Origin of the sequence: Bilifractor sp. LCP21S3_F8, from assembly GCF_052117805.1 — a bacterium.
GTDB lineage: Bacteria > Bacillota > Clostridia > Lachnospirales > Lachnospiraceae > Bilifractor.
The window spans coordinates 36,392-62,298 of record NZ_JBQKIK010000020.1 but is presented as its reverse complement, the minus strand read 5'-3'; the positions used below and the strand labels follow the sequence as shown (position 1 = coordinate 62,298).

Here is a 25,907-nt window from a genome sequence, read left to right as displayed (position 1 = left end):
TGTTTCTAGTCAACTCAATTATACCAAAGGCACAGCGTCTATGCCTTTTTAATTGCCTACATTATTGAGTTTTCAAGGTTCAACACACCTTTTGAGTGTGGGAAGTTTTAGTTAATAATTATTGCCAAATCTGGTGATTATACATTTACAACTGTCGTGTGTTCTTCGAAGCAATGCATAAACAGGCAAAGCCATACCATTACTTATCATACTCTAAAAATCAGATTTTCGAAACCGTCTGAGTCAAAAATACCGTCAGAAACCGCAGGACATTCATAAAATGTTCATATGTCTTTGCTATAGTTACATCGTTATATCGAGATTCCAATGGCCGCTGACCGCAGAGGAAGCTGACACCCGGGCAGCGGATAACCGTTTTTCTTATGAGCGTACGGCGGAAGAATGCCCGCGCCCTATGGAGAAATCTTATGAAGGACGATACATTCAAGACAAATCCGGAATCGGCCGAAGAAATGGAAAAATCCGATTCCGCTGAAATGCGCGGCCCGTCTTCTGCTGAGACTTCCGCAGAGAAAACCGATGCAGAAACGAAGGATACCTACCAGTTCATCAATCAGGTGATCCGCGAAAAACCCAGAAGCCATAAAGCACAGGTCATGCGTGTTCTCTCCGTGATCGGAATCGGAGTGGCAATCGGCGCAATTTCTGCTTTTGTACACGCTGGCATTTACCCCGTGGCAAGACGAGCCTTCGGGGCAGACAAGGAGAAAATAACCATACCGGAGGATTCCGCCCCGGAAGCTCTGGCTTCCGTTTCATCGTCATCGGAGAATACTGCGCTCTCATCCTCTTCTGCAGCCGCCACATCTGGATCTGCAGAAACACCGCAGTATCTCTCCCCGACAGATTCTGTCTCCGCCTCGGCCGCGACAGTTTCTGTATTCGGAAATGAGTCTGCTTCAGAATCCGGTTCCGGACAGTCGGCTGCGGAGGATTCGAACGCAAACGGGACAGAGAGTGCGGCCGGATCGAATGGGATCACGCTGGAAGAATATCAGCAGCTCTATCAGGACATGCTGAAGACTGCGGATGAGGCAAAACGATCTCTTGTAGAAGTCATCGGTGTCAACAGTCAGCTCGATTATTTCAATGAGGACTATCAGACACAGCAGCAGGTAGCCGGCATACTGATCGCCGAGACAGAGGACAACGATTACATCCTGACTGAGAGCAGTGCGGTAGAAGGCTCTGAGAATATCATGGTCAAATTCAGCGACAACTCAATGGTTCAGGCTGCACTCAGAAAGTCGGATTCCGATACGGGTCTGGCCGTACTGACAGTCGCTCCGTCGGACATAAGCGAGACCGCGAAAAGCAAGCTCGCGGCTGCTCCTCTCGGAAATTCCTATTCCGTTCACCAGGGCGATCCGGTACTTGCGCTCGGAAACCTGATGGGCTATAGTGATATCGTTGCAAACGGGATAGTAACCTCAGTCTCAAACAAGATATCTGCCGTGGATTCCGAATACAGCATCCTGACGACAGATATGGAAGGAAGCAGCTCCACGAGCGGAATCCTTGTGAATATGAAAGGTGAAATCATCGGACTGATTCCACAGAACATCGGTGATGAAGGCACTACGATCACCGCCTATGCCATCTCCGGGATCAAGGCTCTGATTCAGAGACTGTCGAACAATGAGACGACCGCGTATCTGGGCATCAAAGGAAGAGAGGTAACCGAAAGTCTGTCGCAGACCACGGGGATCCCGGTCGGTCTTCTGGTTACTGAGGTAACACAGGATTCACCGGCGATGCTTGCGGGCTTCAAGGAATATGATGTTATCACAGATATATCCGGGAAAAAGATCCGGACAGTTCAGGATCTGGAGAACGTTCTGCTAAAGCTGAAGGCAGATAACGTCATTACAGTCACTGCCATGAGACAAGGGGCTGAAGGATACGCGCAGGTTACGTTCAGCGTCACACTGGGAGAGAAATAACGGGAAGGACAGGCTTTTATGCTATATATTCAGGAACTGAATGAAGGAATGAAAATCAGCGGAATCTATCTGGTAAAATCCAGGACCTCCGCAACAACGAAAAACGGTAAAAACTATGACAACGTGATCCTGATGGACAAGACCGGAACGGTTGACGGTAAGATCTGGGACCCGGATTCACCGGGCATCGACGATTTTAACGCGCTTGATTATGTGGACATCATCGGCGATGTATCGAGATACAACGGATCCCTTCAGGTTTCCCTGAAAAGAGTGCGTGTCGCGAAGGAAGGGGAGTACAAGCCGTCCGATTATCTTCCAACGAGCGACAAGAATATCGATGAGATGTTCGGCGCGCTCCTGAACTTCATCAACAAGGTAAAGAATCCCTATCTGCATCAGCTTCTGAATCATTACTTTGTCGACGATCCGGAATTTATCAGACGCTTCAAGAGCGCGTCTGCGGCGAAGACAATTCATCACGCCTTTGTCGGCGGACTTTTGCAGCACACGCTGTACGTCACAAACATGTGCTACTTCTTCACCAAATATTATCCGATCCTGAACTCCGATCTGCTGCTCACGGCCGCAATCTGTCACGATATCGGAAAAACGGTGGAGATTTCTTCGTTCCCGCAGAATGACTACACCGATGACGGTCAGCTTCTCGGACATATCATGATCGGAGCGGAGATGATTCACGACACGGCCAGAACAATTCCGGGATTCCCCGCGAAGCTGGAGTCGGATCTGAAGCACTGCATCCTGGCTCATCACGGAGAGTATGAGTATGGCTCTCCGAAAAAACCTGCACTTGCTGAGGCGCTTGCGCTGAATCTGGCAGATAACGCGGATGCAAGACTGGAGACCATGACCGAGCTCTTCAAGTCCAATGCCCAGAAGCCGATGGATGAGTGGTTCGGGTACAACCGTGTATTCGAATCCAATATCCGCAGGACAGGAGATCTGGACGAGCTGAAATAAGAGGCAGAACAGGAGCTGCAGACGGGCTGACATCCGGGAAGAGTCAGTGACCCGGGCAGGTTGACATCCGGGAAGAATCATTGACCCGGGCAGGTTGACATCCGGGAAGAGTCAGTGACCCGGACAGGCTGACATCCGGACAGGGTCGAAGACCCAGGTGAGCTGAAAGAAGAACGGGTCGGGAGATACATGTGGGATTACATCAGAAATCGGAAGGAAGTATGGGATACAGGAAAAATGAAACCGTAACGGCGGATATCATCGACATCGGGCAGGACGGTGCAGGAATCGGGCGGACAGAGGACGGGTATACCCTGTTTGTCAAGGACACCGTACCGGGAGACAGGGCGGAAGTCAGAATCATCAAGGCAAAAAAGTCTTACGGTTACGGCAGGCTTGAACATGTGCTGAAGGCCTCTCCCGACAGAGTTGAGCCTCCGTGCCCTGCAGCGCTTCGATGCGGGGGATGTCAGCTGCAGATGATGTCATATCCGGCACAGCTGGCAATGAAAGAGAATAAGGTACGGAATGATCTGAAAAGAATCGGTGGCTTTGAAAACCTCGAAATCCAGAAAATCATAGCAATGGAATCTCCGTTCCGCTATCGGAACAAGGCACAGTTTCCGGTCGGTACAGACCGCGACGGCAAACCGATAGCGGGTTTTTTTGCCGGAAGAACCCATACCATCATTCCAAATCCGGACTGTCTGCTGGGCTGTTCAGAGAACCGGGAGATTCTGAACGCGATCCTCAGCTGGATGAAGGATAACCGCATTCCGGCATATGACGAAGAAACCGGAAAGGGACTGATTCGGCATATCCTGATCCGGAAGGGATTCGCGACCGGCGAAATCATTGTGTGCCTGATGATCAATGGCGACAGGATAACAGCTAGTAGAGATCTTGTGACACGTCTGGAAAAAATTCCCGGAATGACCGGACTGACCTTCAGCAGCAACACCAAAAGGACAAATGTCATAATGATCGGTCCGGTGAAGCCGGTCTGGGGCCAGGAATATATTACAGATATTCTGAAATCGGGGAAATTCGGAATAAGCGTACGGTATCAGATCTCTCCCGCGTCTTTCTACCAGGTGAATCCGGTTCAGACACAGCGCATCTATGAGAAGGTGCTGGAGCTGGCAGACCTTCATGGAAATGAAACAGTCATGGATCTGTACTGCGGAATCGGAACCATATCTCTCTTTCTAGCCCGGAATGCCAGACAGGTTATCGGAGTGGAAATCGTGCCGAGAGCGATTGAGGACGCAAAAAGAAATGCTCTGCTCAACGGGATAGAGAACGCCGAATTCTATGTCGGTAAGGCGGAAGAGGTTGTGCCCAGGCTCGAAAACCAGGGAATCCGTGCGGATGTCGCAGTAGTAGATCCGCCGAGGAAGGGCTGCGATGAAAAACTCCTGGAGACGCTTGTGCGCATGAAACCGGATCGGGTTGTATATGTAAGCTGTGATCCGGCAACACTTGCAAGGGATTTGAAATTTCTGTCGGAGAACGGATTTCGGATAGAATACGTGCAGCCGTATGATCAGTTCAGCGAGACTGTTCACGTGGAGACAGTGGCTCTACTAACAAGAACAAATTGAAAGAGGGCTGGAAAAGCCCGTGTTTAAGCCATTTCTGCGGCATCCGTCTTTCTGAGAAGAGAGGCGGGTGCCGCTTTATCTTTTAGAAAAAATGTGAAAGTTGGTCGGGCGTGACTGTGGGAAGGCTATTTTGATGAATTTTTAACTGGCGAGACTGTGGCTTTGCTATTTTCAGGGGTTGTGACTGTGGAAAGGCTATTTTTCAGAGGTCGAGACTGTGAAAAGGCTATTTTAGCAGGAATAGAAAAGAAGGCGATGCAGAATCATCATCTGCACCGCCTCCTATCGTGTTAATCCTCTTTGAAGAATTCGCCTTCCAGCTTCTTTATCCGCTTCCGATCGGAATAGATTGTGTTGCTGGGAAGATCCAGTATTTTATGAATTTCATTCACACTATAACCTTCATCCTCGAGAAGCTTGATTTGAGCCAGTTTTTTCTGATGCTTTGCAAGAAAGTCGATAAGCTCATCGTATAAAATACGCCCCATAGCTTCAGTACTCGTGATGTCCTCTGTGGCAGGTTCCCAGTTGCTGTTCTTCTTCAGGTCTTCGATATAGGATGTCTGATTTGTCTCCATATCCTTCCCAGCATTTGGACAGCCGGTGCAGGATGCCCTGCGGCATATGATTGGTGTTCCATGAGCACCTTCAACACGGCACTTATGGGAACGAAGATTACGCTTATCCTCCGACCAGTCAGGCCGCATCATCGCATTGAACAGTTCCTCAAGGACGGGTACCATGTAGCATTTGTACCGACGACTGCCTTTCCACCACATGCGGATAAGTTCTGGTACAAAGCTGTGTGCCGAGGTGTCAGCAGTCTCAATATCCATCGGATACATCCGGTATCCGTCAGGAGGTACGATTTCAACGCGTCCATCCTCATAGGTCTTAACTTCTACTGTTGCATAAATTCTGCTGTTGTCATAAAAATTTACTCGTTTGACTTTGATTGCCATCTTGGCTTCCTCGTTTCTTTCCGAAACGGGGAGCCGGTGATGACAGATTCAATTTTTCCTTCATTCAGGCCACCTAAGCGGGTTACCCCGTTTCTAATTGGCGGCCAGCTGTGCATGAAGCTGAACCAAATTTGTCTTGCTGCCTGCTCCATCCGGAGATGCACTCGTCTATCCGCGGTAGGGCGCACCGAGTGGAGCAGGGAATTCCCTTGCCTTGGCCTGATCGTTAGCTGGACGATAGGACCGAAGGACTTTCGTATTCAGTTGTCAGTCGTAGTTCTCGATGTAGGCATAAAGCTCAGAGAATACTTCTGCGTAGTCGCCCGGATTCAGGTCGTAGATGCTTCTTGCACCGTGTTCCCTGAGAATGAAGCGAACAACTTCGCTTCCGCAGATACCGGCAACCTCGTCTGCTGTGTTTTCTAGATTGATAATCCATTCTTCGTTTGACATGCTCTTGTCTCCTTTTGTCATGGAGGCTTGCTTACCCTATGAGCAATGTCCTCGTTTGCAGGTGCATCACCAAACGTTCGGGTCAGCCTTGATCGGAGGCTGTTGTGTGGTGATGCTTTACGTACAAAGACGGGATAATGATGAATAAGGTAATCATCCGCGTACGTTGGATTCGCATTAAATTGCGACCGCCATAATCGATTGAACCGCTCTGCGCGCCAAGCGATCGACTATGTGGTGTCTTTCTGAAGACAACCTTATAGTGCCAGAAAAGAGGTGTTAAACCCCGGACACGGCTATGTCCGTTATTGGAGGAAAAATGCCTTGACTGCAATGGCAGAAATCTAATAGGGACTGAAAAATAAACAAAAAAAAACACGGACATATCCATGTCCGGTTCATTTACAGAAATCGCGGAAATATGAATAAATATCATCAAATAGCAAGAAACGATTGAACACTGAAATGATGATAGAGTATAATAAATTTGAATTTTTTGCATATTTGAATGAAGCCGAATTAACACGAGGTGAAGAAATGGAAGAGATAAGCAACGATAAGTGGATCAGCCTTGACGAAGCCGCGGACTATCTGGATATCAAGCCAGTAACACTTCGTGGATGGATTAGAAATGAAAAGAAAGGTCTGCCTGCCCAGAAGATTGGCAAGCAATGGAAATTCAAGAAAACTGAACTAGATGAATGGGTTAAAAGTGGAAAAAGCGCAGATTGATTTAGACAAAAATCAGGGATAGAGGAGCAGACAACTATGGCTGTCAAGAAAACACAACTATATGCATCGCTGTGGGCGAGCTGTGACAAACTTCGCGGAGGCATGGATTCCTCAGAGTATAAGGACTATATCCTGACACTTTTGTTCATGAAGTATGTCACTGATAAATTTAAGAATAAAGGAGCCTATGAAGACATTAAGGTCTTTGATAAGGCACATGATAAAGATCCCGATCCGGAGAAACGGACGGGCTGCTCCTTTGATGACTTTATTGCTCTGAAGGGAAAGAAAAACATCGGCGAAGGTATGGATAAAATCATAGCACGCCTTGCTGACGAGAATACTGACCTGAAGGGTGTTATTGATATTGCTCATTTTAATGATGAGAAGAAGCTGGGAAGCGGTAAGGAAATGGTCGATAAGTTGACCGATCTCATATCCATCTTCCAGCGCCCGGAACTCGACTTCTCCCGGAATAAGGCTGAAGGTGATGATATCATCGGAGACGCCTACGAATATTTGATGCGAAAATTCGCTACAGAAAGCGGAAAGAGCAAGGGACAATTCTATACACCTGCAGAGGTTTCCAGAATCCTTGCCAATGTCGTGGGAATCAGCCGTTGCACGGACACCAGCGCCACGGTATGCGATCCGGCATGTGGAAGTGGCAGCCTATTAATTCGAGCCATTGATGCAGCTCCTATCCCGATCATGGGATATGGCCAAGAAAAGGAAAGCACGACAGCTGGTCTGGCGAAGATGAATGCCGTCTTGCATCGTAAGGCCGAGATTACCATCAAGAGCGGTAACACATTCTCAAATCCGCAGTATCTTGATAAATCCGATAATTCCATACTTGAACGTTTCGATTACATAGTGGCAAATCCGCCCTTCTCTATGAAGAATTGGCGCGATGGTATTGCCGGTAAAGAATATGGTCGCTTCGAGGGCTATGGGGACACGCCACCGGAAAAGAACGGCGACTATGCTTGGCTCATGCATATCCTTAAGACATTGAAGTCAAATGGCAAGGCTGCGGTTATTCTCCCTCATGGTGTTCTGTTCCGTGGAAATGCCGAAGCGACTATTAGAGAAGCAATTATAAAGAAACACTGGATCAAGGGCATTATCAGCCTTCCGGCAAACTTGTTTTACGGCACCGGCATAGCTGCCTGCGTACTCGTGATTGATAAAGAAGGCGCAGCGAACCGTCAGGGCATCTTTATGATTGATGCGAGCCGTGGTTATGTAAAAGATGGAAATAAGAACCGGCTGCGTGAGCAGGACATCTATAAGATCGTCACGACATTCAACAACCAGATTACAACTGATCCGAAGTATGCGCGTTTCGTACCAAACGATGAAATCGAAAAGAAAAACGGGTATAACCTGAACATTACTCGCTATATTGATTCCACAGATCCAGAGGATGTTCAGGATATCTATGCGCATATTCATGGCGGTATTCCGGCGGTTGATATTGACAGTCTGTCTAAATATTGGGATGTGTTCCCTTCGCTAAAGGCTGAGTTGCTGACGGCGATTAGCGAAAAGTATTACAGCTTGAATGTGGAGCATGAGAATATCCGTCAGACGATATATAAAAACGCCGAGTTCTCAGAATACGGTGAGAAACTCGATGAGGCTTTCGCAGCATGGAAGGCCAAGGAATATCCCACTTTATCTTCCCTTGATGAAGATGTATCTGCGAGAGAGTTAATCGTTAGCCTTGCTGAAGATATCCTTGCTGAATTTGAACACCTGACGCTGATTGATAAATACGACGTGTATCAAGTGCTGCTGGCTTATTGGAATGAGGTCATGAACGATGATGTGTCACTTATAATAAGCGAACCGGATGGCTATGCCAATGCCAGAGCGACGGACAATATCGAAGAGGAAATCACGCAGGGCAAGAATAAAGGTGAGATGAAAGTCACTGGATGGGAAGGAAGATTGATTCCAAAGGCCATCGTGATAGATGCCTTCTTCCGTGAGGAAAAGAATGCTATAGAGGAAGCCGAGAACGTTGTCGCAGAAACGGAATCCCTGCTTTCTGATCTGGTTGAGAGCGCCGATGAAGAATCTGCTCTTGCCGATGTGGCTGAGGACGGAAAAGTCAAGGCTAAGGACTTAGAAGCCAAGATTGAGGAACTTACTCAGCATGTAGAGACAGAGGAAACCATAGAGTTGGAACATTTGATGGATCAACTTCCGATGCAGAAGAAGCGCCTTCAGGCATATCTGGTGGGACACCCGCTTTGCGAAAGTGCTGTAACAGAAAAAGGAACTGTTACAAAGTCTTCTATCATGCTGCGCTTATTTAATATTCGTACAGTAGAGAGCGTACCGGAAAGCTTGCAGGATGATGTTAATCAGCTGAAAGCTGCGTTGGAGCTGTGTGGCAAGATTTCAGATTACAACAAGGTTGTCAAAGACCTGAACAAGGCACTGGATGAAAAATGCAGAGCAAGATATGACAGCCTGACACACGAAGAAATTCTGGAGCTGCTGGTAAACAAGAAGTGGTTTGATAGTATCTTCTTTGGTATTGCTGATTTGTACGCCGCGATTTCTCATCACCTGACAAATAGGATAATTGAACTTGCGGATCGTTATGAAGATACACTTCCGGAGCTTGATAAAGAAACAACTGAGTATGAGGCAAAGGTAAAGTCTCATCTGGAAAGGATGGGATTCGAATGGTAAGCAAATATAAAGAAACAGAAATAGGATCTATGCCAGAGGAATGGGAGGTGACCTCACTATCAGACGCTTTTCAAAACCTTGAAGCTGGAGTAAGTGTAAATTCTGATGAAAGGCAAAATGGGGATTTCTTTGTTTTGAAGACATCTGCAATTTCTGATGGTCTTATCAACATAGATGAGGCTAAGCCCGTAGTCAAAAAGGAGTATGCGCGTCTTAAATGTCCGGTAAAAAAAGGAAGCATTATCATAAGCAGGATGAACACTCCACAATTAGTAGGTGCGTGCGGGTATGTAGCTGAAGACGCCAAGGGTTATTTTTTGCCAGACAGGTTATGGCAAGTGGTAAATAGCAAGCCGGAGAAGTATGACTTTCGCTGGCTAAATTACTTATTGAATCAGTATAGGTATAAAAATGCTATACATGCTCTTGCTACAGGTACAAGTAACAGTATGAAAAATATATCAAAGGAGCGTTTGCTGGAAATCCGTATTCCAAGACCGTCCATCGAAGAACAGAAATTAATTGTCGAAGCAATAAGTGATATCGAGACACTCATTTCTGACCTTGAAAAACTCATCTGGAAAAAGAAGGATATCCGTCAGGGCACGATGCAGATGTTGTTGACTGGTAAAACAAGAATGCCGGGATACAATGGAAATTTTGTAAAAGTTTCATTAGGCGAACTTGGAAGCCTTTCTAAGACTTCGATCAATCCAAGTCAAGAGCCAAAAACAATATTTGAGGAATATAGTATGCCAGCATTTGATGCTGGAGAAAAGCCAAATCAAATGTTGGGTGAATTCATGCTAAGTAGTCGAATCAGAATCTCGCCAGACACACTTTTATTCAATAAACTAAATGTGAGGCAAAGAAGAGTGTGGTACATCAGGGATTGCGACGAAAAGGCGGTTTGTTCGTCGGAATTTCTGCCCTATAAATCCGACAAGATTAATTTGTCTTTTTTAAAGCAATTATTACTGACAGATAAAGTGACACAAGATTTTGAAGATATGTCTTCCGGTACTTCAAATAGCCAACAAAGAATTACACCGGCTGACTTTCTGAAGTATGAAATCTCAATTCCCTCTTTGAGAGAACAAGAAGAAATTGCTGTGGTAATTGAAGACATGGATTTAGAAATAAAAAAACTTGAAGCGAAACTCTCCAAGTATCAGAAGGTAAAGCAAGGCATGATGGAAGAACTGCTGACTGGCAAGGTTAGATTGATATAAGGAGGTGCCTGTCGAATGAGTATTGGGGATGCCGAAATTAAAACACAGGAAAGAGTGATCCGCTTCTTTAAAGATCCGGAAATCTTGGGCTACCAATATATCGGTAACCTGTCGGATTATCAGAATAAGAACATCAAGGAAGATCGCCTGCGCCAGTATCTTCGACTGAAGGGATATTCGGAAAAGCTGATTGATGCCGCTGTTATGCAGCTTCAGCAGGAAGCTGGAAATCTTTCTCGTGGGGTCTATGATGCCAATAAGACTGTGTACTCACGGTTGAAGTATGGCATCCCGGTCAGTGAGAGTCCGGAGAAGCCTCCGGTGACGGTTGAACTTATCGACGAGGCCAATCCGCTGAATAATGACTTTGCAATCGCTGAGGAAGTAACTGTTGTTGAGCGGCAGGAGAAGAGGCCGGATCTTGTCATCTATTTGAACGGTATTGCTGTAGCCGTTATCGAATTAAAACGAAGCAGCATCTCTGTGTCCGAAGGCATCCGCCAGAATCTCACAAATCAGAAGGACTCCTTTATTCGGGGCTTCTTTACTACCATGCAGTTCTGTATGGCAGGAAACGAGTCGGAGGGTCTGCGCTATGGCACGCTTCTGACCGGAGAGAAGTTCTATATGGAGTGGAAGGATGACGGCTTCAAAGAACATGAGGAGGAGCGTGATCCAGTAGATGTTCGTATCAGTAAAACCTGTGAAGGCATAGAGAATAAACTCCTGAAGCAGATATATGCCATGTTCGATAAGGAACGTTTTATCGACCTTATCATGAATTTCGTTGTTTTTGATAAAGGCATCAAAAAAGTGTGCAGGTACAATCAGTATTTTGGCATTAAGCGCACGCAGCAGCGGCTTAATAATCTGATACCGGAGCTTCACAATCCGAATAGAGATCCGGATAAAACGCTAGGTGGTATTCTTTGGCATACACAGGGTTCAGGCAAAACGCTGACAATGGTATGGCTTGCAAAGTGGATTCTAACACATTGGGCGGAGCTTAATGCCCGTGTCCTTATCGTGACAGACCGAGATGAGCTTGATGAGCAGATAGAAAAAACATTCACTGGTGTGGATGAGAATATTGTTCGTACCAAGAGCGGTAAAGATTTGCTGAATCGTTTAAATGTATATGATGATTCGCTGATCTGCTCCCTCGTGCATAAGTTTGGCCGTCGTGGCGGTGAAGCGACAGAGAATGACTACGATAAGTATATTGAAGAACTGAAAGCCTCCCTCCCTGCTGATTTCGAGGCAAAGGGAAATCTTGTGGTATTTGTAGACGAATGCCACAGGACGCAGTCCGGTAAGCTCCATACGGCGATGAAGACTATCATGCCGAATGCCATATTTATCGGTTTTACGGGTACTCCGTTGCTAAAAAAGGACAAAAAGAGCAGTATCGAAGTTTTCGGTACATATATCCATACTTATAAATATAACGAAGGTGTGGCCGACGGTGTCGTGCTGGATTTGCGTTATGAATACCGTGATGTTCCGCAGGATTTGTCGTCACAGGATCGTGTTGATCAGTGGTTTGATGTAAAGACCAGAGGCCTCTCTTCTCGCGCTAAGGCAAAGCTCAAAGAGAAGTGGGGCACGATGCAGAAGGTATATAGCTCTCGCTCTCGTCTTGAAAAGGTGGCGTGGGACATCATTCAGGACTTTAATATGAAGCCACGCCTGATGGATGGAAACGGTAATGCGATTCTTGTAGCTGATGGTATTCCTACGGCTTGTAAGTATTACGAAATTTTCCAACAGATGGGCTTTAAGAAATGCGCCATCATATCTTCCTATACACCGAACAAGGGCGAACTGCGCACTGATACCGTCAGCGATGAGGATGATACTGAAACATTCCTCAAATACGAGACGTATTTGAAGATGCTGGGACTCGATCCTTCTGACCTTTCGAATGCGGGATCGGTTCAGGCCAAGGTAGAGGAATTTGAAAAGGAAGCAAAACGGAAGTTTGTAGAGGAGCCTGCAAATATGAAGCTCCTTATTGTCGTGGACAAGCTGCTCACCGGATTTGATGCGCCTCCTTGTACCTACCTCTACATCGACAAGAAGATGCAGGATCATGGCCTGTTTCAGGCGATTTGCCGCGTCAACCGTCTTGATGATGATAGTAAGGATTTCGGCTATATCGTAGATTACAAGCAGTTGTTTGGACAGCTCCAGACTGCAATGAAGGACTATACTTCCGGCGCTTTTGAAGGATATGATCCGGAGGATGTAAAAGGACTTGTTAAGGATCGCCATGATGCTACGGTATCCTATTTTGAGGAAGTGTATGATGCCGTCGAAGAACTTTGCGAAGGCGTCGAGGAACCTCGTGGTGAGATCCAGTACATCCACTATTTCTGTGGTGTTTCTGGTCAGTCGGAGGAGAGCGACGAGATTTACGCACGCCTAAGAGAAAAACTCTATCGTCTGGTGAGCAGTCTTGTCAGAGCTTTCGCGGAAGCAAAGCCATATCTGGTTGATGATATTTCATCTGGCAAACTGAATGAATATGACAAGAAGGTCACTTTCTACATTGAGCTGAAGAAAACCATCGCTACGGCCAGTGGTGATTTCCTCGATTTGAAGGCCTATGAGCCTGATATGAGAAAGATGATCGATAACTATATCACGGCAGCGGATGCTGAGAAGATTGGCGATTTTGATGATCTTACCCTATTGGATTTCGTAGTAAAACAGGGCGAAACGCTTACCGGAGAAGGTGATAGCGGCCACAAGGAAGGTGCAGCAGAGGCCATCGAGAATAACATCCGTAAGAAGGTTATCGAAAAGGTTACCGTCAATCCACGCTATTACGCAAAGATGTCAGAAATCCTTGATAAGCTCATCGAAGAGCGTAAGCAGGGAGTTCTTGACTACGCTGAGATGCTTGAGAAATATATAAAGCTGGCCAAGGATGTCGATTGCCCGGAGGATAACGATAAATATCCGGAAAGCATCCGTAAGAGCAAGGCGCTCATGGCCATTTATGACAACACCGGCGAGGACGAAAAACTTGCTCTTCGAATTCACAATGCCGTGAAAAAGCAAGCACTGTTTGGTTTCAGGGATAATCAGGTGGTTGTCAGGAGAATAAAAAAGGCTCTCTTTGAGATTCTGGGTGATGACTCCGAGGTGGAACGCATCTATAAGATCATTGAGAAGCAGGAGGAGTATTAATGCGCATTGTCATTTCCGGGATTCCGATTGATGTGCAAAAAAAGAATATAAAGAATATGCACCTTCAGGTGAAACCGCCGGATGGACATGTGGTAATTTCTACGCCTTTATCCGTGGACGATAAAGCTATAGAGGCTTATGCCAGAACACAGCTGGGCTTTATCAAGAGGGCTATTGCGCAGTTTCGGGATCAGCCAAGGGCATCGAAGCGGCAGTATGTTTCCGGTGAGACGATGTATATCTGGGGAAAGCAGTACTTCCTTGTCTTTAAGCCGGACAATCAGAAAAATAGCTTCGAGATTCAGAACCAGGATATTATTCTTTCCATGAGTGCCAAAAGCACAGTAAAGCAGCGGGATGCTTATGTCAAAGAGGAATATCGAAAGATTCTGAAAGAAGAGATTGAAAAACGCCTGCCCAAGTGGGAAGCACAGACAGGCCTTAAGTGCGATTCTTGGCAAACAAAATATATGGTCACAAAATGGGGTGCCTGCAGCACGGATAAAAAAAAGCTATGGTTTAATCTGCAGCTCGCTCAGAAGCCCTATGTGTGTCTCGATTATATTATTTTGCATGAACTTACCCACTTGATTACCCGGAAACATGATGCCGTGTTCATCGCAAACATGGACAGGTATATGCCAAATTGGCGAGAGATCAGGAAAGAACTCAATGACAGTAGGTTGGACTACTATGAAGCACAGGATGAAAGCCCGCTTCAAAAACTGATCAATCAGTCCCGCTATGATGATATACGGGATTCTGTTCTCAGCTATTTCAGAAACACAACCGGGAAGGACACTGTTTCTGATGTGGAAATAGAGAATGTCATTCATATCGAACAGGCGGATGCCGGAATTATCTGCTTTGATGTGATTGTCTCCTGTGATATGGAGATGCCTTCTTCCTCAAAGAAAGGATATTTCCTCGAAAAATGGGTGAAGGTGCATTGTCAGGTAACGCTGGGTATTGAGCTGTCCGGGTTCCGTATCTTAAGTATTGGGGACTGTGAGCCGCAAGAGGAATCTGATAATGACCGTCTGTCCGGAGAGCTGGTACCTATTATCTCTCGTGACCAGTTTGAAGACGAGGCTGAGAAGTTCCTAACAAGGTATTGTCCGGAAGCATTGGATAAACCGATGAGGGTTCCAATCGAGACAATAGCCAGCGACATGAAACTACAGGTTATCGAAGATATTCCTCTGTCTGATGATCTTACTTACTTTGGGACTATCATATTTGATAACGGGAATGTTCTCGATAAGCACCGGAAGATTACAATTCGCAATGCCAAACGCGGAACCGTATATCTTGATCCGCGTGTTTCCTATGAGAGATCTGTAGGAACAAAGCGCACTACGCTGGCACATGAATGCTTCCACTGGTACCGTCATCAGCCTTATCATGTGTTGATGAAAATGATAGGTGCCGATGATAATCTGGGAAGAGCAATTCAATGTCAGATAGCCGCTAATTCCATAGATTCAGATAAATGGAAGGCTGTAGACTGGATGGAGTGGCAAGCCAAAGGCGTCGCTCCGAGAATCTTGATGCCTGCTAGACCGACGCGTTTGAAGGCGGATCAGCTCCTTGCAGTTTATGGCGGGGCTGATGATGCGAGCATTGCAGCCTATGAGAATGTCATTGATGAACTTGCGGAGCTGTTCGATGTGTCGAGACAAGCCGCCAAGGTTCGCCTGATGGATCTGGGATATTCCAAAGCCGAGGGCGCATATCCATTTGTGGATGGTCAGTATGTTCGCGGATATTCATTTGAAGCAGGTACCTTGGATAAGAATCAGACGTTCACTATTCCCTATGCCGATTTGTTTAAGGCGTACTGCTTTGATCGTGAGTTTAAGAAGCTAATTGACAGCGGACAGTTTATTTTTGCAGATCGTCATCTCGTTCTCAATAACGAGAAATACATAGCGAGAGATCAGTCTGGGAATGCTACGTTGTCAGAATATGCTCTCTCGCACATGGATGAGTGCTGCGTCGTCTTCTCGAAGGGATATAGCTATCAATCGAAATATCAAGGGGCAAGGTATTACACGCAGTTTATGCGGAATGCCGCACCGGTTGAAAATCAGGTTGAATATTCCTTTGAACTTAATGCGCACAACAAGACACTTCTTGAGCAAATCAAGAACGCAAAGCGCCGGTCAGAGGCCATGCGTAGATATCCCGGTTCCTTTGCTGAGACGCTGGTAGCACTGCAGAAGGAAAGAAAGCTCTCAAATAAGCAGCTGGCTGACCGCTCACTTGTGGGAGAAAAAACCATTCAGCGTTTGAGAAACGATGAAGAGTACCCGACTTCAGTTCAGACAGTTCTTGCCTTATGCGTAGGTCTGAAGCTACCTTTGCCAGAGGCTGAGATGTTTCTCGGTAAAACAGACTTTAAATTAAATTCAATGAAGGGCGAGGGATACGTTTATCAATGCGTATTAGGAGCCTGTGCTGAGAATTCGATTTATGAAATAAATGAAATGCTCAAAGAAAACGGAATTACTCCTCTGGGGAGCGATCCCGATCTTCAGTGAGTCAAGGAGGAGGACTAACCATGGCAGTGCCAAAATACGATGAATTAATGAAGCCTTTACTGGCAGCAGTAAAAGACGGTGAGATCTATAAAATTAAGGACGTTACTGCTATGTTAGCTCAACAGCTAAATTTATCAGCAGAAGACCTCGCAGAAATGCTTCCGAGCGGTAGACAAACCGTGTTTAAAAACAGGGTCGGATGGGCAAAGACCTATCTGAAAAAGGCAGGACTTCTGGACAGTCCCGCTCGTGCGACGATTGTAATCACTGAAGCGGGGAAGAAAGTAGTCGCTGAAAACCCGGAGAAGATAGATGCAAAGTATCTGGAGCGCTTTCCTTCATTCGCTGAGTTCCAATCCACTCCTGTATCAACAGAGGACGGTGGAGGGAATCCGACATCAGAGTCTTCTAAAGACCTGACACCGGATGATCAGTTGGAAGATGCCTACAAGGAGATCAATGAAAGTCTTGCATCTGATCTGCTTACTGAAGTGTTAAAAATACCGCCATATACGTTTGAGAAGTTCGTTGTCGACCTGCTACTTAAGATGGGATATGGGAAGGCAGATTTTGGAAGCCATGCAACAGTGGCATCAGGCGATGATGGAATTGATGGAATCATCATGGAGGATAAGCTTGGCTTTTCTCTCATCTACATGCAGGCAAAGGAGTGGGCGGTTGATAAAGTTGTAGGTCAGCCAGACATTCAGAGTTTTGTAGGAGCGATAGCAGGCAAGAAAGGTGACGGACTTTTTGTTACGACCGCGAGGTTTTCACAGAAAGCAAAGGACTATGCTCATACGCACCATATCATCTTAATTGATGGAGAGCGTCTTGCCAATCTGATGATTGAGTATAACTTCTGCGTATCGACTCGAAAGACTTTTGAAATAAAGGCTGTTGACACAGATGCACTGGCAGAATATCAGGATGATTAAATCTAATGATGCATACGAAAAGGCGACCATCAATTGGCCGCCTTCTTTTAATCCTTCTGATAAAACATGCATTCATATCCGTCGGCGCGAAGCAGCAGCCCCGGCATCCAATCCGGTGTCTTGCCCATGAGATCGCAGATCTCCTGCATGTTGGTATCCTTTGAAACTTCGATGATGAGCTCATCATGGACATGACCGACGATGAAGCGATCTCGGAGGTTCTTCATGGCAAAGCACAGAATGTCCCGGGCTACACCCTGAACGATGTTCTCGACGAACTTCGGACCGTAGCTTTCAATTCTGGACCAATGCTGCTGATAGATTCCCATGTAGGTGACACAGTCATTTCCGAACTGATTCTGGCCGATCCGGGGCTGCACGTAAGAGAGCCGCCTTCCGGACGGTAACTTGATAAACAGCATCCCGGATTGGTAGTAGATATAAATGGAGCCGACCTGGGATGGAAGATGAAGTCTCACTGCCTTCATGACTGCGGCATCAACATTCCACCAGTATTTCACGATGTGTGGATTTGCTTCCCGCCATGCTGTGACGATCGGCTGCAGCTCTTCTTCTTTCAGGCCCATGTCAAGAGCGCCCATTGCTTTAAGAGCACCGACGCTGCCGCCATATCCACAGGCCAGCGTCGCGATCTTACCCTTTTGTCGGAGCTCGCCATTGATGCCATGCTTTACGACCGGCTTATGAAACATGGCGGATGCCGTTGCACAGTACAGGTCTTCGCCCCTGGCAAAGGACTCGATCGTATGTGTCTCCCCGGCAAGGTAGGCAAGGACCCGGGCTTCGATGGAAGAGTAGTCGGAAACGACAAACTTCATACCGGGCTTTGGAATGAAGGCGGTTCGGATCAGCTCGGAGAGAACCTGCGGCACATTGTCATAGAGCATTTCAAGTGCTACATAGTTATTCTGCCGGACAAGATCTCTTGCCTGTTCAAGATCCGGCAGATGGTTCTGGGGGAGGTTTTGCAATTGAACGATCCGCCCGGCAAATCGGCCAGAGCGATTCGCACCATAAAACTGAAACATCCCACGGCAGCGGTGATCAAGGCACATGGCAGTTTGCATCGCCTGATACTTCTTCACGGAGCTTTTTGCCAGCATCTGACGAAGTCCCAGAACGCTTCTGACGTTCTCCGGGAGATCCTTCTGCAATAAAGCCGCCACTTCCTTCTTCCCAAGAGACTCGATTGCCACGTCCTGACGAGCGAGCCAATCTTTCATCTGGGCTACAGAGTTCGGGTTCTCAAGACCGGTCAGCCGCTGGAGCTTTTGCATCAGATCGGCTTTTGTCAGCGCATCGATCTTGATGGCATTTTCCACGACAGCAGTATCACAGAGTATGCCGCGATCATTGATCGTCTGATCAATGTGGTATTCATCCCATACAGAGTCCGGAACCGGATAGTTCCGGAGGCGGTGCTGGATCTGCATTTCTACTTCAACATCACGCTGGTTGTATTTCTTGAAAAGAGCCCATTTGTCAGGTGAATCAGAAGGATAGTTTCTGGTCCTGCCTCCATTTACTTTTGTCGGCTTACAGGGAGAGCAGAAGTAGCGGATCAGGTCTTTGCCTTCCTTCAGCTTCTGCTGTTCAAATCCAAGGACTGTGCCGATCATCTCAAGAGAGAGGGGCAGGCCATTGTAGGCTCCCCAGATCCGGGAGCACTTCCAGCCGGTTGGATCCAGGTATCCCTTGACGGAATCGTCAGGCACTCCGTAGCCTTTGAAGAATCCCGGGTGATGCCTGCGCAGCCAGACAGATAAACAAACGCGCTCAAAAGAAGCATTGTACGCCCACTTTTCCACGCTGTTATCCGTCAGTGCTTCGAGGATCTCATCCGGCGGTTCCTCGTCAGAGGCGATGTCGTAGACCGTTACCGGACTGTCATTTACAGAAACGCCAAACAGCAGGATCGCAAATTCCGGACTTTCCGAATAGCGATATACACCACATTTCTTCAGATCCTCGGGACTGTATGTCTCAAGATCGATCGAGAGTTTTCTTATCTTGTCCATTCTCTATCTCCTGATTCTGAAAGGAGCCCCGGCAAGGTACCGAGGCTCAAACTTGTTTCTAAGACAGTATTGTCAGTCGGTCTTCTTTGATTTCAAGCCTTCGACAAGCTGTCTGCACTTTTTGAAAAGAAAGCGGAATAAGAGGAAGATGCCATAGCCATTGATAACTAAGCAGGCACCATAGATCGTTCCTCGCACCATACTGTTCATCAGATCATAAAACATACTCATATTGTCACCTCCATGTTTGCAGCAGACAGATTGCCTGCTGCAGTTGGTTGTCAATCATTTACTCTTTGTTTGATTTGTCATTAGGACAGGAAGTCATCATCTCCATCATCGTCCAGTCCGGCGAACTCGGTCTCTGCATTGACATGCCCGCCAAGCGGATCACCGTCGCGGAGCTTCTGCAAAGCGTTCAGACCGCAGGCAATTCCCTTGTTGCCATTCGAGTTGAAGGCGTAGAAATTGATGGATGCTCTTCCATAGATCCCGGAGTAGAGCTCTGAAGTATCAAGGATGATATTGTTGTTCGAATCCACAACGCCAGGTTTATTGGAGCTGTTGGCGTTCACAAAGTAGGCATTCGCATAGGCTTCATCATCCGGACGTTCCTTGTCACCGTCACGCAGCGGAATCTTCAGGGTATCAAGAGCCGGTACGGACTTTCCGTTTCCACGGAGCTTTGCCTGACCATCCTCATAGGCTGCCTTGATTGCTGCTTTAATCTTCTGGATGGTGATGGTGTCAGACTTCGGAATGATGAGAGATACCGAGTATTTCGCAGCACCTCCGTTGATTGACTTCGGCTCGTTTACATTGAGATAGCTGAAACGAGTGTTCTTGCCAGTAATGACTTTCATGGGATTCTTCATAGACATAATATTTTTTCCTCCATTTATTCGTTGTCTTTGAAATCATTAATCGCGGTATGGTATTCCGGACGCTTATCACTGTCACAGACCAATACCGGTTTTCCGGGCGGCTTGTAGATCAGACTGCTCAGAAGTTCGTTGAACTTTTTCTTCCCAAGCTCAGAGGTCATCGCTGTGATGCCTTTGAGCTTCTTTTCATAAGGATCGAAGCCAGCAGCCTCCACGACTTCGGCAACCTTGCCTTCATCGCTGTACTTTCTCGTGCTTCGACCCTCCACGACCTTGTATCCGTCGTAGTGTTTTCCTGCCAGCGCCTGCTCCAGTGCGTAGTCCTTCACGTCGCCTGCCCATGAGACGAGATGGTCAGCTTTTGCCAGGATCTCGGCGATCTCTTCATCAGAGAGAAGATCCGGATCGCTGAACTCGAACTTTGCAAGCTCCATGTTGTAGGAAGCACGTTCCCGGCAGGTTGCCTTTACCTTGCAGAACTGACAATGCGGCCCTGCGTGGAAGTCTCCTTCGCCGGTGTAAGCAAGTTTGGCTGCCGGAACCAGCACGGTGTCGGCCCAGGTCAAGAGATCCGAGAGAGACATCTCATAGGTTTCAACGTGCTCACGTCTTGGCTGATAGATGGAGAGCTTCACGGTCTGGATGTCATACAGATCACCGAAGGCATTGTAGGCACCAAGCGCATAGCACATGAGCTGTGTATTCTTCTCCGCGCTCACGATTACGCCGACGCCATACTTGAAATCGCAGATGTGAATCAGGCCATCCGCTACGATGACGCAGTCACCGGTTCCGAAGCCCTCCGGCACCCAGCGGGAGAAGTTGAGCCTCTGCTCGACCGCCACAAAGGGATCCGGGCAGAGCTTCTTGGCTTCTTCCACCTGCTCCATGATGAAATCTCTGTAGCCTTCTGCTGCGGACTGCATCTCTGCATCGTAGAAGGTGAGATCCTCTGTGGGGTCTCGTGTCTTTCTGCCGAGTGCTTTTAATAAGAGGTGCTCACAGAGACTGTGTGCGTCGGTTCCCTGCTCTGCATAGGGACTGGACTCATCCGGCATCCTTGCACAAAGCTCAGCGGAAGGAGTGCAGGCAATCCAGCGTGCACTTGAGGAAGCAGAGAGGTATGCGTGCTTAGCCATCCAACGCCTCCGCTTCCTTTACGACAGCGGCATATTCGCTCTCCGGAAGGGCACTGAGCTTCTCAGCTCCATGCGCCTCGAGGATTGCTTTCACCTTGTCGGTGTATCCCTTGCGGGACTTGTCAGCGAGAATCTTACGGACGTCTGACATCTCATATACTGGTGCAGCCGGTTCTGCAGGAGTTTCTTTCGTAGTAGGAACATCCTGAACCGGTTCCTGCTTCGGAGCTTCCTCTGGGATGGATTCTTTGGTCGTTTCTGCCGAAATAGCAGGTTTAACTTCATCATTAACAGAAGGTTTATCTTCCAGTTCATCCGCGAGAGCAGTGAAGTCGCTGCCGATTCTGCGGAGCCCTTCAATCAGAAGAGCCATGTCTTTTTTCTTTGCCATATGCTTTGTTCCTTTCTTGTCATTTGGTTCAATTCTTACCCGGTGAGCCCGGGCCTCGCTCTTGCTCTGTGCATGCTCACCCTCCTTGTCAGCTTTTGGCTATTTCCTTCAGTCCGATACGGACACGAGCCAGGGCTTTTTGTGTTCAGTTCAGAATTTTTTTTGAAGTTCTAACCACGCTTGCCCTTGCAATCTGTAACGGACACAAGGAAGGCGATTTTGTGTTCAGAAAAGAAAAAAGTTCCGGGTTGCTTTCCACACATGAATAAGGAAGCAATCCGGATTTTTTTTGATTTTTTCTGTTGAGTCACACAAAAAAAGCCTCGTCGTGTCCGTAGAGGGGTAGAGGGCAGAAAGCCTGATTTTGAATGAAGGTGAGGTGGTGAAGTATGAATGAAATGAGAAATGCGGAGGGCTATAAAGACCCGACAGCCGGGGAGGCAATCCGCAGGGCATCAAAGAACAGGTACAGACCGCTGGTCTATATCTGCTCACCGTATTCCGGGGACATCGAGGGCAACACAGAGAGGGCAAGGAGATACAGCCGCTACGCTGTGGACCAAGGGATGATTCCTATTGCTCCGCATCTTTTGCTTCCGCAGTACATGACGGAGGACGAGAGAGATCTTGCGCTGTTCATGGACATTGCGATCCTCTCCAAGTGCGCAGAGCTCTGGGTCTTTGGAGACAGAATCACAGAAGGGATGGAAAAAGAAATCAGCTACGCCCGGTCAAAGGGCATGCAGGCGCGTTATATCGCAGAGGAGAAATTGATATGTACGAAGTAAAGGAAGATATTCTGACAGCAACCAGCAAGAAGACGGATCGCACGCATCTGATTCCGCTCTACAGCAGAGAGGTGATGGACGGTGACTCACTCTATACGGTGTCTGCCGGAACAAGTGGAACGATAGATGGTGAGGACGACGATACGAGAACCATCATTGAACTCTGCAATCCGGTAGGCTACGGACTCTTCCGTCTCCACAAAGACGAGGATGGAGATGGCTATGGCGTCTCGATCACAGCCATTGGTGATGATGATCTGCGCTGCCTCATTAAGGCCCTGAAGTTTGTCACCAAGGTTCTGGAAGAGGAGGCCCTTGAGATCAATGACTAAGATGCATCTTTACACCGCAGCCTGCACGGGCAATGCGAAAAACTGCAGGTATCCCAATGAAGTGGCTGTAAGCTCGGAGGAATCCCTCCGGGCAGCAGTTGCCAAAGATCATGTCTGTGCCAAATACAAGAATAGCTACCGCAGTAATGACAACTTCCTCTTAGCGGACTGTATCGTCATGGACTGCGACAATGATCACTCCGATGATCCGAAGGATTGGATCAAGCCAGAGACGCTGGCTGACGAACTTACAGATGTGGATTTTGGTATCACCGAGAGCCGTCACAACAACCTGCCGAAGGATGAAAAGAGTGCGCGGCCCAGGTTTCACATTTATATACGGACCCGGGAGTACAAAGACCCGCAGGTCTATACCGCATTGAAACATGCTGTGCAGGAACGCTTCCCGTTCTTTGATGACAATGCGCTTGATGCTGGGAGATTTGTTTTTGGATCAGGTTCACCAAAGGTCATCTGGCACGAAGGCGGTAAGACGATTGAGGAATTTCTGGAAGCAGAGGACTCCATAGCAAGAGCGGCTGACGAGATTCCTGCAGGCAAGCGGAATGCGACCATGAGCCGGTTTGCCGGGAAGGTGGTCAAGCGGTACGGCCACAGTGATGCCGCGCACGCGATCTTCTTGGAAGAGGCAGACAAGTGCAATCCTCCGCTTTCTGATGAGGAGCTTGGTAAGATCTGGAACTCTGCAAAGAAGTGGGAGAAGAAGGTGGCAAGTCAGCCGGGATATATCCCTCCGGAGAAGTACAACTCTGCGATCCCGAAAGGCCCAGCAGGAAGCCTTGAACCAGAGGATTACTCGGACATCGGGCAGGCGAAGGTTCTCTCCAATGAGTACGGTGATGTTCTGCGTTTTTGCGAGCAGACAGGATTTCTCTGCTACGACGGAACGGTCTGGGAAACATCGGTTTCTGCTGCGGTTGGAGCCACGGAAGAATTCCTGGACCTTCAGCTTGCCGATGCAGAGCTTTTGATGTTCCAGACAAAGCAGGCGCTTTTGAACGCTGGTGTTTCAGAAGATTTGATCAGTAATACCAAGAAGTCGGCTAAGGACCTGAGTGGAAATCTGCTGGAACTTTTGAATGCCCATATACGTGCACAGAACTACCACGCTTTTGTGATGCAGCGGAGAAACATGCGGTACGTAAACTCTGCCATGCAGGCGGCTCAGCCAATGGTACATGTGAAGTATGAGGACTTGGATCATGATCCCTATCTTCTGAACACACCGGGAGCCACCTATGATCTGCGTCATGGCCTTGCCGGACGCCGCGAACACAAGGCTGGCGATTATCTGACAAAGGTGACGCTGTGCGATCCGGGAGATAAAGGGAAAGATCTCTGGGAGGATACCCTGCAGAAGACCTTTCTCGGTGATCAGGAACTGATCGACTATGTACAGATGGTCATGGGGCTTGCTGCAATCGGACACGTATATATCGAAGCACTCTACATTGCCGTTGGTGGTGGAAAGAATGGAAAAAGTACGTTTTTCAATAGCATCGCGCATGTCCTTGGAAGTTATGCCGGGTCCATCTCGGCAGACACTCTGACCGTTGGCGTACGCCGGAACACGAAGTGGGAGATCACAGAACTGAAAGGCAAGCGTCTGGCAATTGCGGCAGAGCTGGAAGAAGGACAGAGACTTTCTACTTCTATTCTGAAGCAGATCACATCAACCGATCCGATTCAGGGCGAGAAGAAGTTCAAGGACCCGGGAGAGTTTATTCCCTCTCATACAGTGGTTCTTTATACCAATCACCTGCCAAGAGTCGGGGCAACCGATGATGGAACCTGGCGGAGACTCATTGTGCTGCCTTTCCATGCCAAGTTTACGGGCAAGAGTGATGTAAAGAATTATGCCGATGTGCTTGTTAAGAACGCCGGGCCCGCGATTCTTTCCTGGGTAATTGAAGGTGCCGAGAAGGTAATCGCAGCCGGTTTCCACCTGAAGCGACCAGGTGTCGTTCAGAAGGCTATTGATGAATACAAGGCAGAGAACGACTGGATGTCTAATTTCATGGATGAATGCTGTGAACTTGGTGATGCCTTCACAGAAAAATCCGGCGAATTGTATGACACGTATCGGACGTACTGTGACCGCGTCGGAGAGTTCATCCGGAACAAAGCTGAGTTTTATGCAGAGCTGAAGAACCGTGGCATCACGAGTAAGCGCACCAAGAAGGGCGTGCTGGTTCGTGGAATTCGTCTGAAAACGGACTTCATGGACTGAAAAGGGTGTAGGTCGGTGCAGTGCGGTGTAGATTGGCAAAATGACGAGAGGGTCTGGAAATGCCGATAAACACTGGGCTTCTGGCAAAGGGTGTAGATGGTGCAGATACCTAACCCACTATGACGTAATAGCAAAAAAAATAATCGATATTAGAAAAGGGTATATAGGGTATCTTCACAATCTACACCCTCTGATTTTTTTGCCAGACATCATTCGTGATGGATAAGCAGGAGAAGAAATGGAAGGAGAAAAAGTATGACGTTTTACACATACATGATGCGGAAGCATCTTGACGAGGATTCACCAATGGGTGATCTCGCCAAGGATATGAGGGAAGACAGGGATCGGTTTCCAAGAAACAGCACAGTCAAACTGAGAAACTGGCATGATTCGATTCTGAATTATCTCTATGACTGCGGTGCCTGCAGCGGTTGCATTGATGCCTTTGAAGAGGCGTGGAAGGAGTATGCCAAATGGCTGAAAAGCAAATCGAGCAAAGTCTTGTCACAGCCGTAAGAGAAGCGGGCGGATGGTGTCCGAAGTTTATCTCTCCGGGAATCAATGGGATGCCGGATCGGATCGTTCTGATGCCCGGAGGACGCATCGCTTTTGTTGAGGTGAAGGCACCCGGCAAGAAACCGAGAAAGCTGCAGATCCGTAGACATATACGCCTTCGGAATCTTGGCTTTCAGGTTTTCGTTCTGGATGATCCAAAGGAGATACCGGACATCATTACTGCGATACAGGAAGGAGACAGATGATGGAAG

21 protein-coding genes are annotated in these 25,907 nt (G+C 47.6%); 14 read left to right on the top strand and 7 right to left on the bottom strand.

Annotation, left to right across the window (positions count from 1 at the left end):
- Nucleotides 1–428 precede the first annotated feature (428 nt).
- The 3 genes from ACTQ3A_RS09930 to rlmD all read left to right on the top strand — a co-directional run bounded on the left by ACTQ3A_RS09930 (nucleotide 429) and on the right by rlmD (nucleotide 4,552).
- A complete protein-coding gene (locus ACTQ3A_RS09930) occupies nucleotides 429–1,964 on the top strand; it encodes a S1C family serine protease (RefSeq protein ID WP_441494742.1) in 1,536 nt (511 codons plus the stop codon).
- A gap of 18 nt (nucleotides 1,965–1,982) precedes the next feature.
- Nucleotides 1,983–2,948, top strand: a complete 966-nt coding sequence (locus ACTQ3A_RS09925; protein WP_441494741.1) for a 3'-5' exoribonuclease YhaM family protein — start codon at nucleotides 1,983–1,985, stop codon at nucleotides 2,946–2,948.
- Between the two features lie 221 nt (nucleotides 2,949–3,169).
- Nucleotides 3,170–4,552: a 23S rRNA (uracil(1939)-C(5))-methyltransferase RlmD gene (gene rlmD, locus ACTQ3A_RS09920; RefSeq protein ID WP_441494740.1), complete on the top strand. Its 1,383-nt coding sequence runs from the start codon at nucleotides 3,170–3,172 to the stop codon at nucleotides 4,550–4,552.
- Nucleotides 4,553–4,842: 290 nt separating this feature from the next.
- On the opposite strand, the gene ACTQ3A_RS09915 is transcribed toward rlmD, so the two are convergent.
- Nucleotides 4,843–5,514: a hypothetical protein gene (locus ACTQ3A_RS09915; protein WP_441494739.1), complete on the bottom strand. Its 672-nt coding sequence runs from the start codon at nucleotides 5,512–5,514 to the stop codon at nucleotides 4,843–4,845.
- A 267-nt stretch (nucleotides 5,515–5,781) separates the two neighbouring features.
- Nucleotides 5,782–5,967 carry a hypothetical protein gene (locus ACTQ3A_RS09910; RefSeq protein WP_441494738.1) on the bottom strand — a complete coding sequence of 62 codons (186 nt, stop codon included), beginning with the start codon at nucleotides 5,965–5,967 and terminating at the stop codon, nucleotides 5,782–5,784.
- A gap of 453 nt (nucleotides 5,968–6,420) precedes the next feature.
- Here ACTQ3A_RS09910 and ACTQ3A_RS09905 point away from each other — a divergent pair, with 453 nt between their 5' ends.
- Genes ACTQ3A_RS09905 through ACTQ3A_RS09880 form a run of 6 tightly spaced genes read left to right on the top strand, consistent with a single transcriptional unit; the run spans nucleotide 6,421 to nucleotide 17,316 of the window.
- On the top strand, nucleotides 6,421–6,699 hold the full coding sequence (locus ACTQ3A_RS09905) for a helix-turn-helix domain-containing protein (RefSeq protein ID WP_441494737.1): 279 nt from the start codon (nucleotides 6,421–6,423) through the stop codon (nucleotides 6,697–6,699).
- A gap of 36 nt (nucleotides 6,700–6,735) precedes the next feature.
- Complete coding sequence (locus ACTQ3A_RS09900; RefSeq protein WP_441494736.1) at nucleotides 6,736–9,408, top strand: N-6 DNA methylase; 2,673 nt, start codon at nucleotides 6,736–6,738, stop codon at nucleotides 9,406–9,408.
- The gene (locus tag ACTQ3A_RS09895; RefSeq protein ID WP_441494735.1) at nucleotides 9,402–10,640 is read left to right on the top strand and encodes a restriction endonuclease subunit S; all 1,239 of its coding nucleotides are present in this window, start codon (nucleotides 9,402–9,404) and stop codon (nucleotides 10,638–10,640) included. Before ACTQ3A_RS09900 ends, ACTQ3A_RS09895 begins: the two co-directional genes overlap by 7 nt.
- A gap of 15 nt (nucleotides 10,641–10,655) precedes the next feature.
- Nucleotides 10,656–13,835 carry a type I restriction endonuclease subunit R gene (locus ACTQ3A_RS09890; RefSeq protein WP_441494734.1) on the top strand — a complete coding sequence of 1,060 codons (3,180 nt, stop codon included), beginning with the start codon at nucleotides 10,656–10,658 and terminating at the stop codon, nucleotides 13,833–13,835.
- The gene (locus ACTQ3A_RS09885) at nucleotides 13,835–16,378 is read left to right on the top strand and encodes a YgjP-like metallopeptidase domain-containing protein (protein ID WP_441494733.1); all 2,544 of its coding nucleotides are present in this window, start codon (nucleotides 13,835–13,837) and stop codon (nucleotides 16,376–16,378) included. The genes ACTQ3A_RS09890 and ACTQ3A_RS09885 overlap by 1 nt, the downstream gene beginning before the upstream one ends.
- Before the next feature lie 20 nt (nucleotides 16,379–16,398).
- Nucleotides 16,399–17,316, top strand: coding sequence for a winged helix-turn-helix domain-containing protein (locus ACTQ3A_RS09880; RefSeq protein ID WP_441494732.1), 918 nt, complete (start codon nucleotides 16,399–16,401; stop codon nucleotides 17,314–17,316).
- A 47-nt stretch (nucleotides 17,317–17,363) separates the two neighbouring features.
- On the opposite strand, the gene ACTQ3A_RS09875 is transcribed toward ACTQ3A_RS09880, so the two are convergent.
- The 5 genes from ACTQ3A_RS09875 to ACTQ3A_RS09855 all read right to left on the bottom strand — a co-directional run bounded on the left by ACTQ3A_RS09875 (nucleotide 17,364) and on the right by ACTQ3A_RS09855 (nucleotide 21,769).
- Nucleotides 17,364–19,355, bottom strand: coding sequence for a DNA polymerase (locus ACTQ3A_RS09875; protein WP_441494731.1), 1,992 nt, complete (start codon nucleotides 19,353–19,355; stop codon nucleotides 17,364–17,366).
- 72 nt (nucleotides 19,356–19,427) lie between these two features.
- A complete protein-coding gene (locus ACTQ3A_RS09870; RefSeq protein WP_441494730.1) occupies nucleotides 19,428–19,586 on the bottom strand; it encodes a hypothetical protein in 159 nt (52 codons plus the stop codon).
- Between the two features lie 80 nt (nucleotides 19,587–19,666).
- Nucleotides 19,667–20,236, bottom strand: coding sequence for a DUF2815 family protein (locus ACTQ3A_RS09865; protein ID WP_277674698.1), 570 nt, complete (start codon nucleotides 20,234–20,236; stop codon nucleotides 19,667–19,669).
- Nucleotides 20,237–20,253: 17 nt separating this feature from the next.
- Nucleotides 20,254–21,378 carry a DUF2800 domain-containing protein gene (locus ACTQ3A_RS09860; protein ID WP_441494729.1) on the bottom strand — a complete coding sequence of 375 codons (1,125 nt, stop codon included), beginning with the start codon at nucleotides 21,376–21,378 and terminating at the stop codon, nucleotides 20,254–20,256.
- Nucleotides 21,371–21,769, bottom strand: coding sequence for a hypothetical protein (locus ACTQ3A_RS09855; RefSeq protein WP_441494728.1), 399 nt, complete (start codon nucleotides 21,767–21,769; stop codon nucleotides 21,371–21,373). Before ACTQ3A_RS09855 ends, ACTQ3A_RS09860 begins: the two co-directional genes overlap by 8 nt.
- 389 nt (nucleotides 21,770–22,158) lie before the next feature.
- On the opposite strand from ACTQ3A_RS09855, the gene ACTQ3A_RS09850 reads away from it, so the two are divergent.
- From ACTQ3A_RS09850 to ACTQ3A_RS09830, 5 genes are all read left to right on the top strand, one after another.
- Nucleotides 22,159–22,557 carry a DUF7768 domain-containing protein gene (locus ACTQ3A_RS09850; protein WP_441494727.1) on the top strand — a complete coding sequence of 133 codons (399 nt, stop codon included), beginning with the start codon at nucleotides 22,159–22,161 and terminating at the stop codon, nucleotides 22,555–22,557.
- Complete coding sequence (locus ACTQ3A_RS09845) at nucleotides 22,545–22,889, top strand: hypothetical protein (protein ID WP_441494726.1); 345 nt, start codon at nucleotides 22,545–22,547, stop codon at nucleotides 22,887–22,889. Before ACTQ3A_RS09850 ends, ACTQ3A_RS09845 begins: the two co-directional genes overlap by 13 nt.
- Nucleotides 22,882–25,140, top strand: a complete 2,259-nt coding sequence (locus ACTQ3A_RS09840) for a phage/plasmid primase, P4 family (RefSeq protein ID WP_441494725.1) — start codon at nucleotides 22,882–22,884, stop codon at nucleotides 25,138–25,140. The genes ACTQ3A_RS09845 and ACTQ3A_RS09840 overlap by 8 nt, the downstream gene beginning before the upstream one ends.
- Before the next feature lie 255 nt (nucleotides 25,141–25,395).
- On the top strand, nucleotides 25,396–25,656 hold the full coding sequence (locus tag ACTQ3A_RS09835; RefSeq protein ID WP_423784428.1) for a sterile alpha motif-like domain-containing protein: 261 nt from the start codon (nucleotides 25,396–25,398) through the stop codon (nucleotides 25,654–25,656).
- A complete protein-coding gene (locus ACTQ3A_RS09830; RefSeq protein ID WP_277674704.1) occupies nucleotides 25,614–25,901 on the top strand; it encodes a VRR-NUC domain-containing protein in 288 nt (95 codons plus the stop codon). Before ACTQ3A_RS09835 ends, ACTQ3A_RS09830 begins: the two co-directional genes overlap by 43 nt.
- Nucleotides 25,902–25,907 lie beyond the last annotated feature (6 nt).

Coding starts and splice junctions, on each gene's coding strand:
- ACTQ3A_RS09855 (WP_441494728.1), bottom strand. CDS start 21,769: ATGGCAAAGAAAAAAGACATGGCTCTTCTGATTGAAGGGCTCCGCAGA.
- ACTQ3A_RS09885 (WP_441494733.1), top strand. CDS start 13,835: ATGCGCATTGTCATTTCCGGGATTCCGATTGATGTGCAAAAAAAGAAT.
- ACTQ3A_RS09865 (WP_277674698.1), bottom strand. CDS start 20,236: ATGTCTATGAAGAATCCCATGAAAGTCATTACTGGCAAGAACACTCGT.
- ACTQ3A_RS09890 (WP_441494734.1), top strand. CDS start 10,656: ATGAGTATTGGGGATGCCGAAATTAAAACACAGGAAAGAGTGATCCGC.
- ACTQ3A_RS09870 (WP_441494730.1), bottom strand. CDS start 19,586: ATGAGTATGTTTTATGATCTGATGAACAGTATGGTGCGAGGAACGATC.
- ACTQ3A_RS09895 (WP_441494735.1), top strand. CDS start 9,402: ATGGTAAGCAAATATAAAGAAACAGAAATAGGATCTATGCCAGAGGAA.
- ACTQ3A_RS09850 (WP_441494727.1), top strand. CDS start 22,159: ATGAATGAAATGAGAAATGCGGAGGGCTATAAAGACCCGACAGCCGGG.
- ACTQ3A_RS09910 (WP_441494738.1), bottom strand. CDS start 5,967: ATGTCAAACGAAGAATGGATTATCAATCTAGAAAACACAGCAGACGAG.
- ACTQ3A_RS09840 (WP_441494725.1), top strand. CDS start 22,882: ATGACTAAGATGCATCTTTACACCGCAGCCTGCACGGGCAATGCGAAA.
- ACTQ3A_RS09925 (WP_441494741.1), top strand. CDS start 1,983: ATGCTATATATTCAGGAACTGAATGAAGGAATGAAAATCAGCGGAATC.
- ACTQ3A_RS09835 (WP_423784428.1), top strand. CDS start 25,396: ATGACGTTTTACACATACATGATGCGGAAGCATCTTGACGAGGATTCA.
- ACTQ3A_RS09915 (WP_441494739.1), bottom strand. CDS start 5,514: ATGGCAATCAAAGTCAAACGAGTAAATTTTTATGACAACAGCAGAATT.
- ACTQ3A_RS09880 (WP_441494732.1), top strand. CDS start 16,399: ATGGCAGTGCCAAAATACGATGAATTAATGAAGCCTTTACTGGCAGCA.
- ACTQ3A_RS09930 (WP_441494742.1), top strand. CDS start 429: ATGAAGGACGATACATTCAAGACAAATCCGGAATCGGCCGAAGAAATG.
- ACTQ3A_RS09830 (WP_277674704.1), top strand. CDS start 25,614: ATGGCTGAAAAGCAAATCGAGCAAAGTCTTGTCACAGCCGTAAGAGAA.
- ACTQ3A_RS09845 (WP_441494726.1), top strand. CDS start 22,545: ATGTACGAAGTAAAGGAAGATATTCTGACAGCAACCAGCAAGAAGACG.
- ACTQ3A_RS09860 (WP_441494729.1), bottom strand. CDS start 21,378: ATGGCTAAGCACGCATACCTCTCTGCTTCCTCAAGTGCACGCTGGATT.
- rlmD (WP_441494740.1), top strand. CDS start 3,170: ATGGGATACAGGAAAAATGAAACCGTAACGGCGGATATCATCGACATC.
- ACTQ3A_RS09900 (WP_441494736.1), top strand. CDS start 6,736: ATGGCTGTCAAGAAAACACAACTATATGCATCGCTGTGGGCGAGCTGT.
- ACTQ3A_RS09875 (WP_441494731.1), bottom strand. CDS start 19,355: ATGGACAAGATAAGAAAACTCTCGATCGATCTTGAGACATACAGTCCC.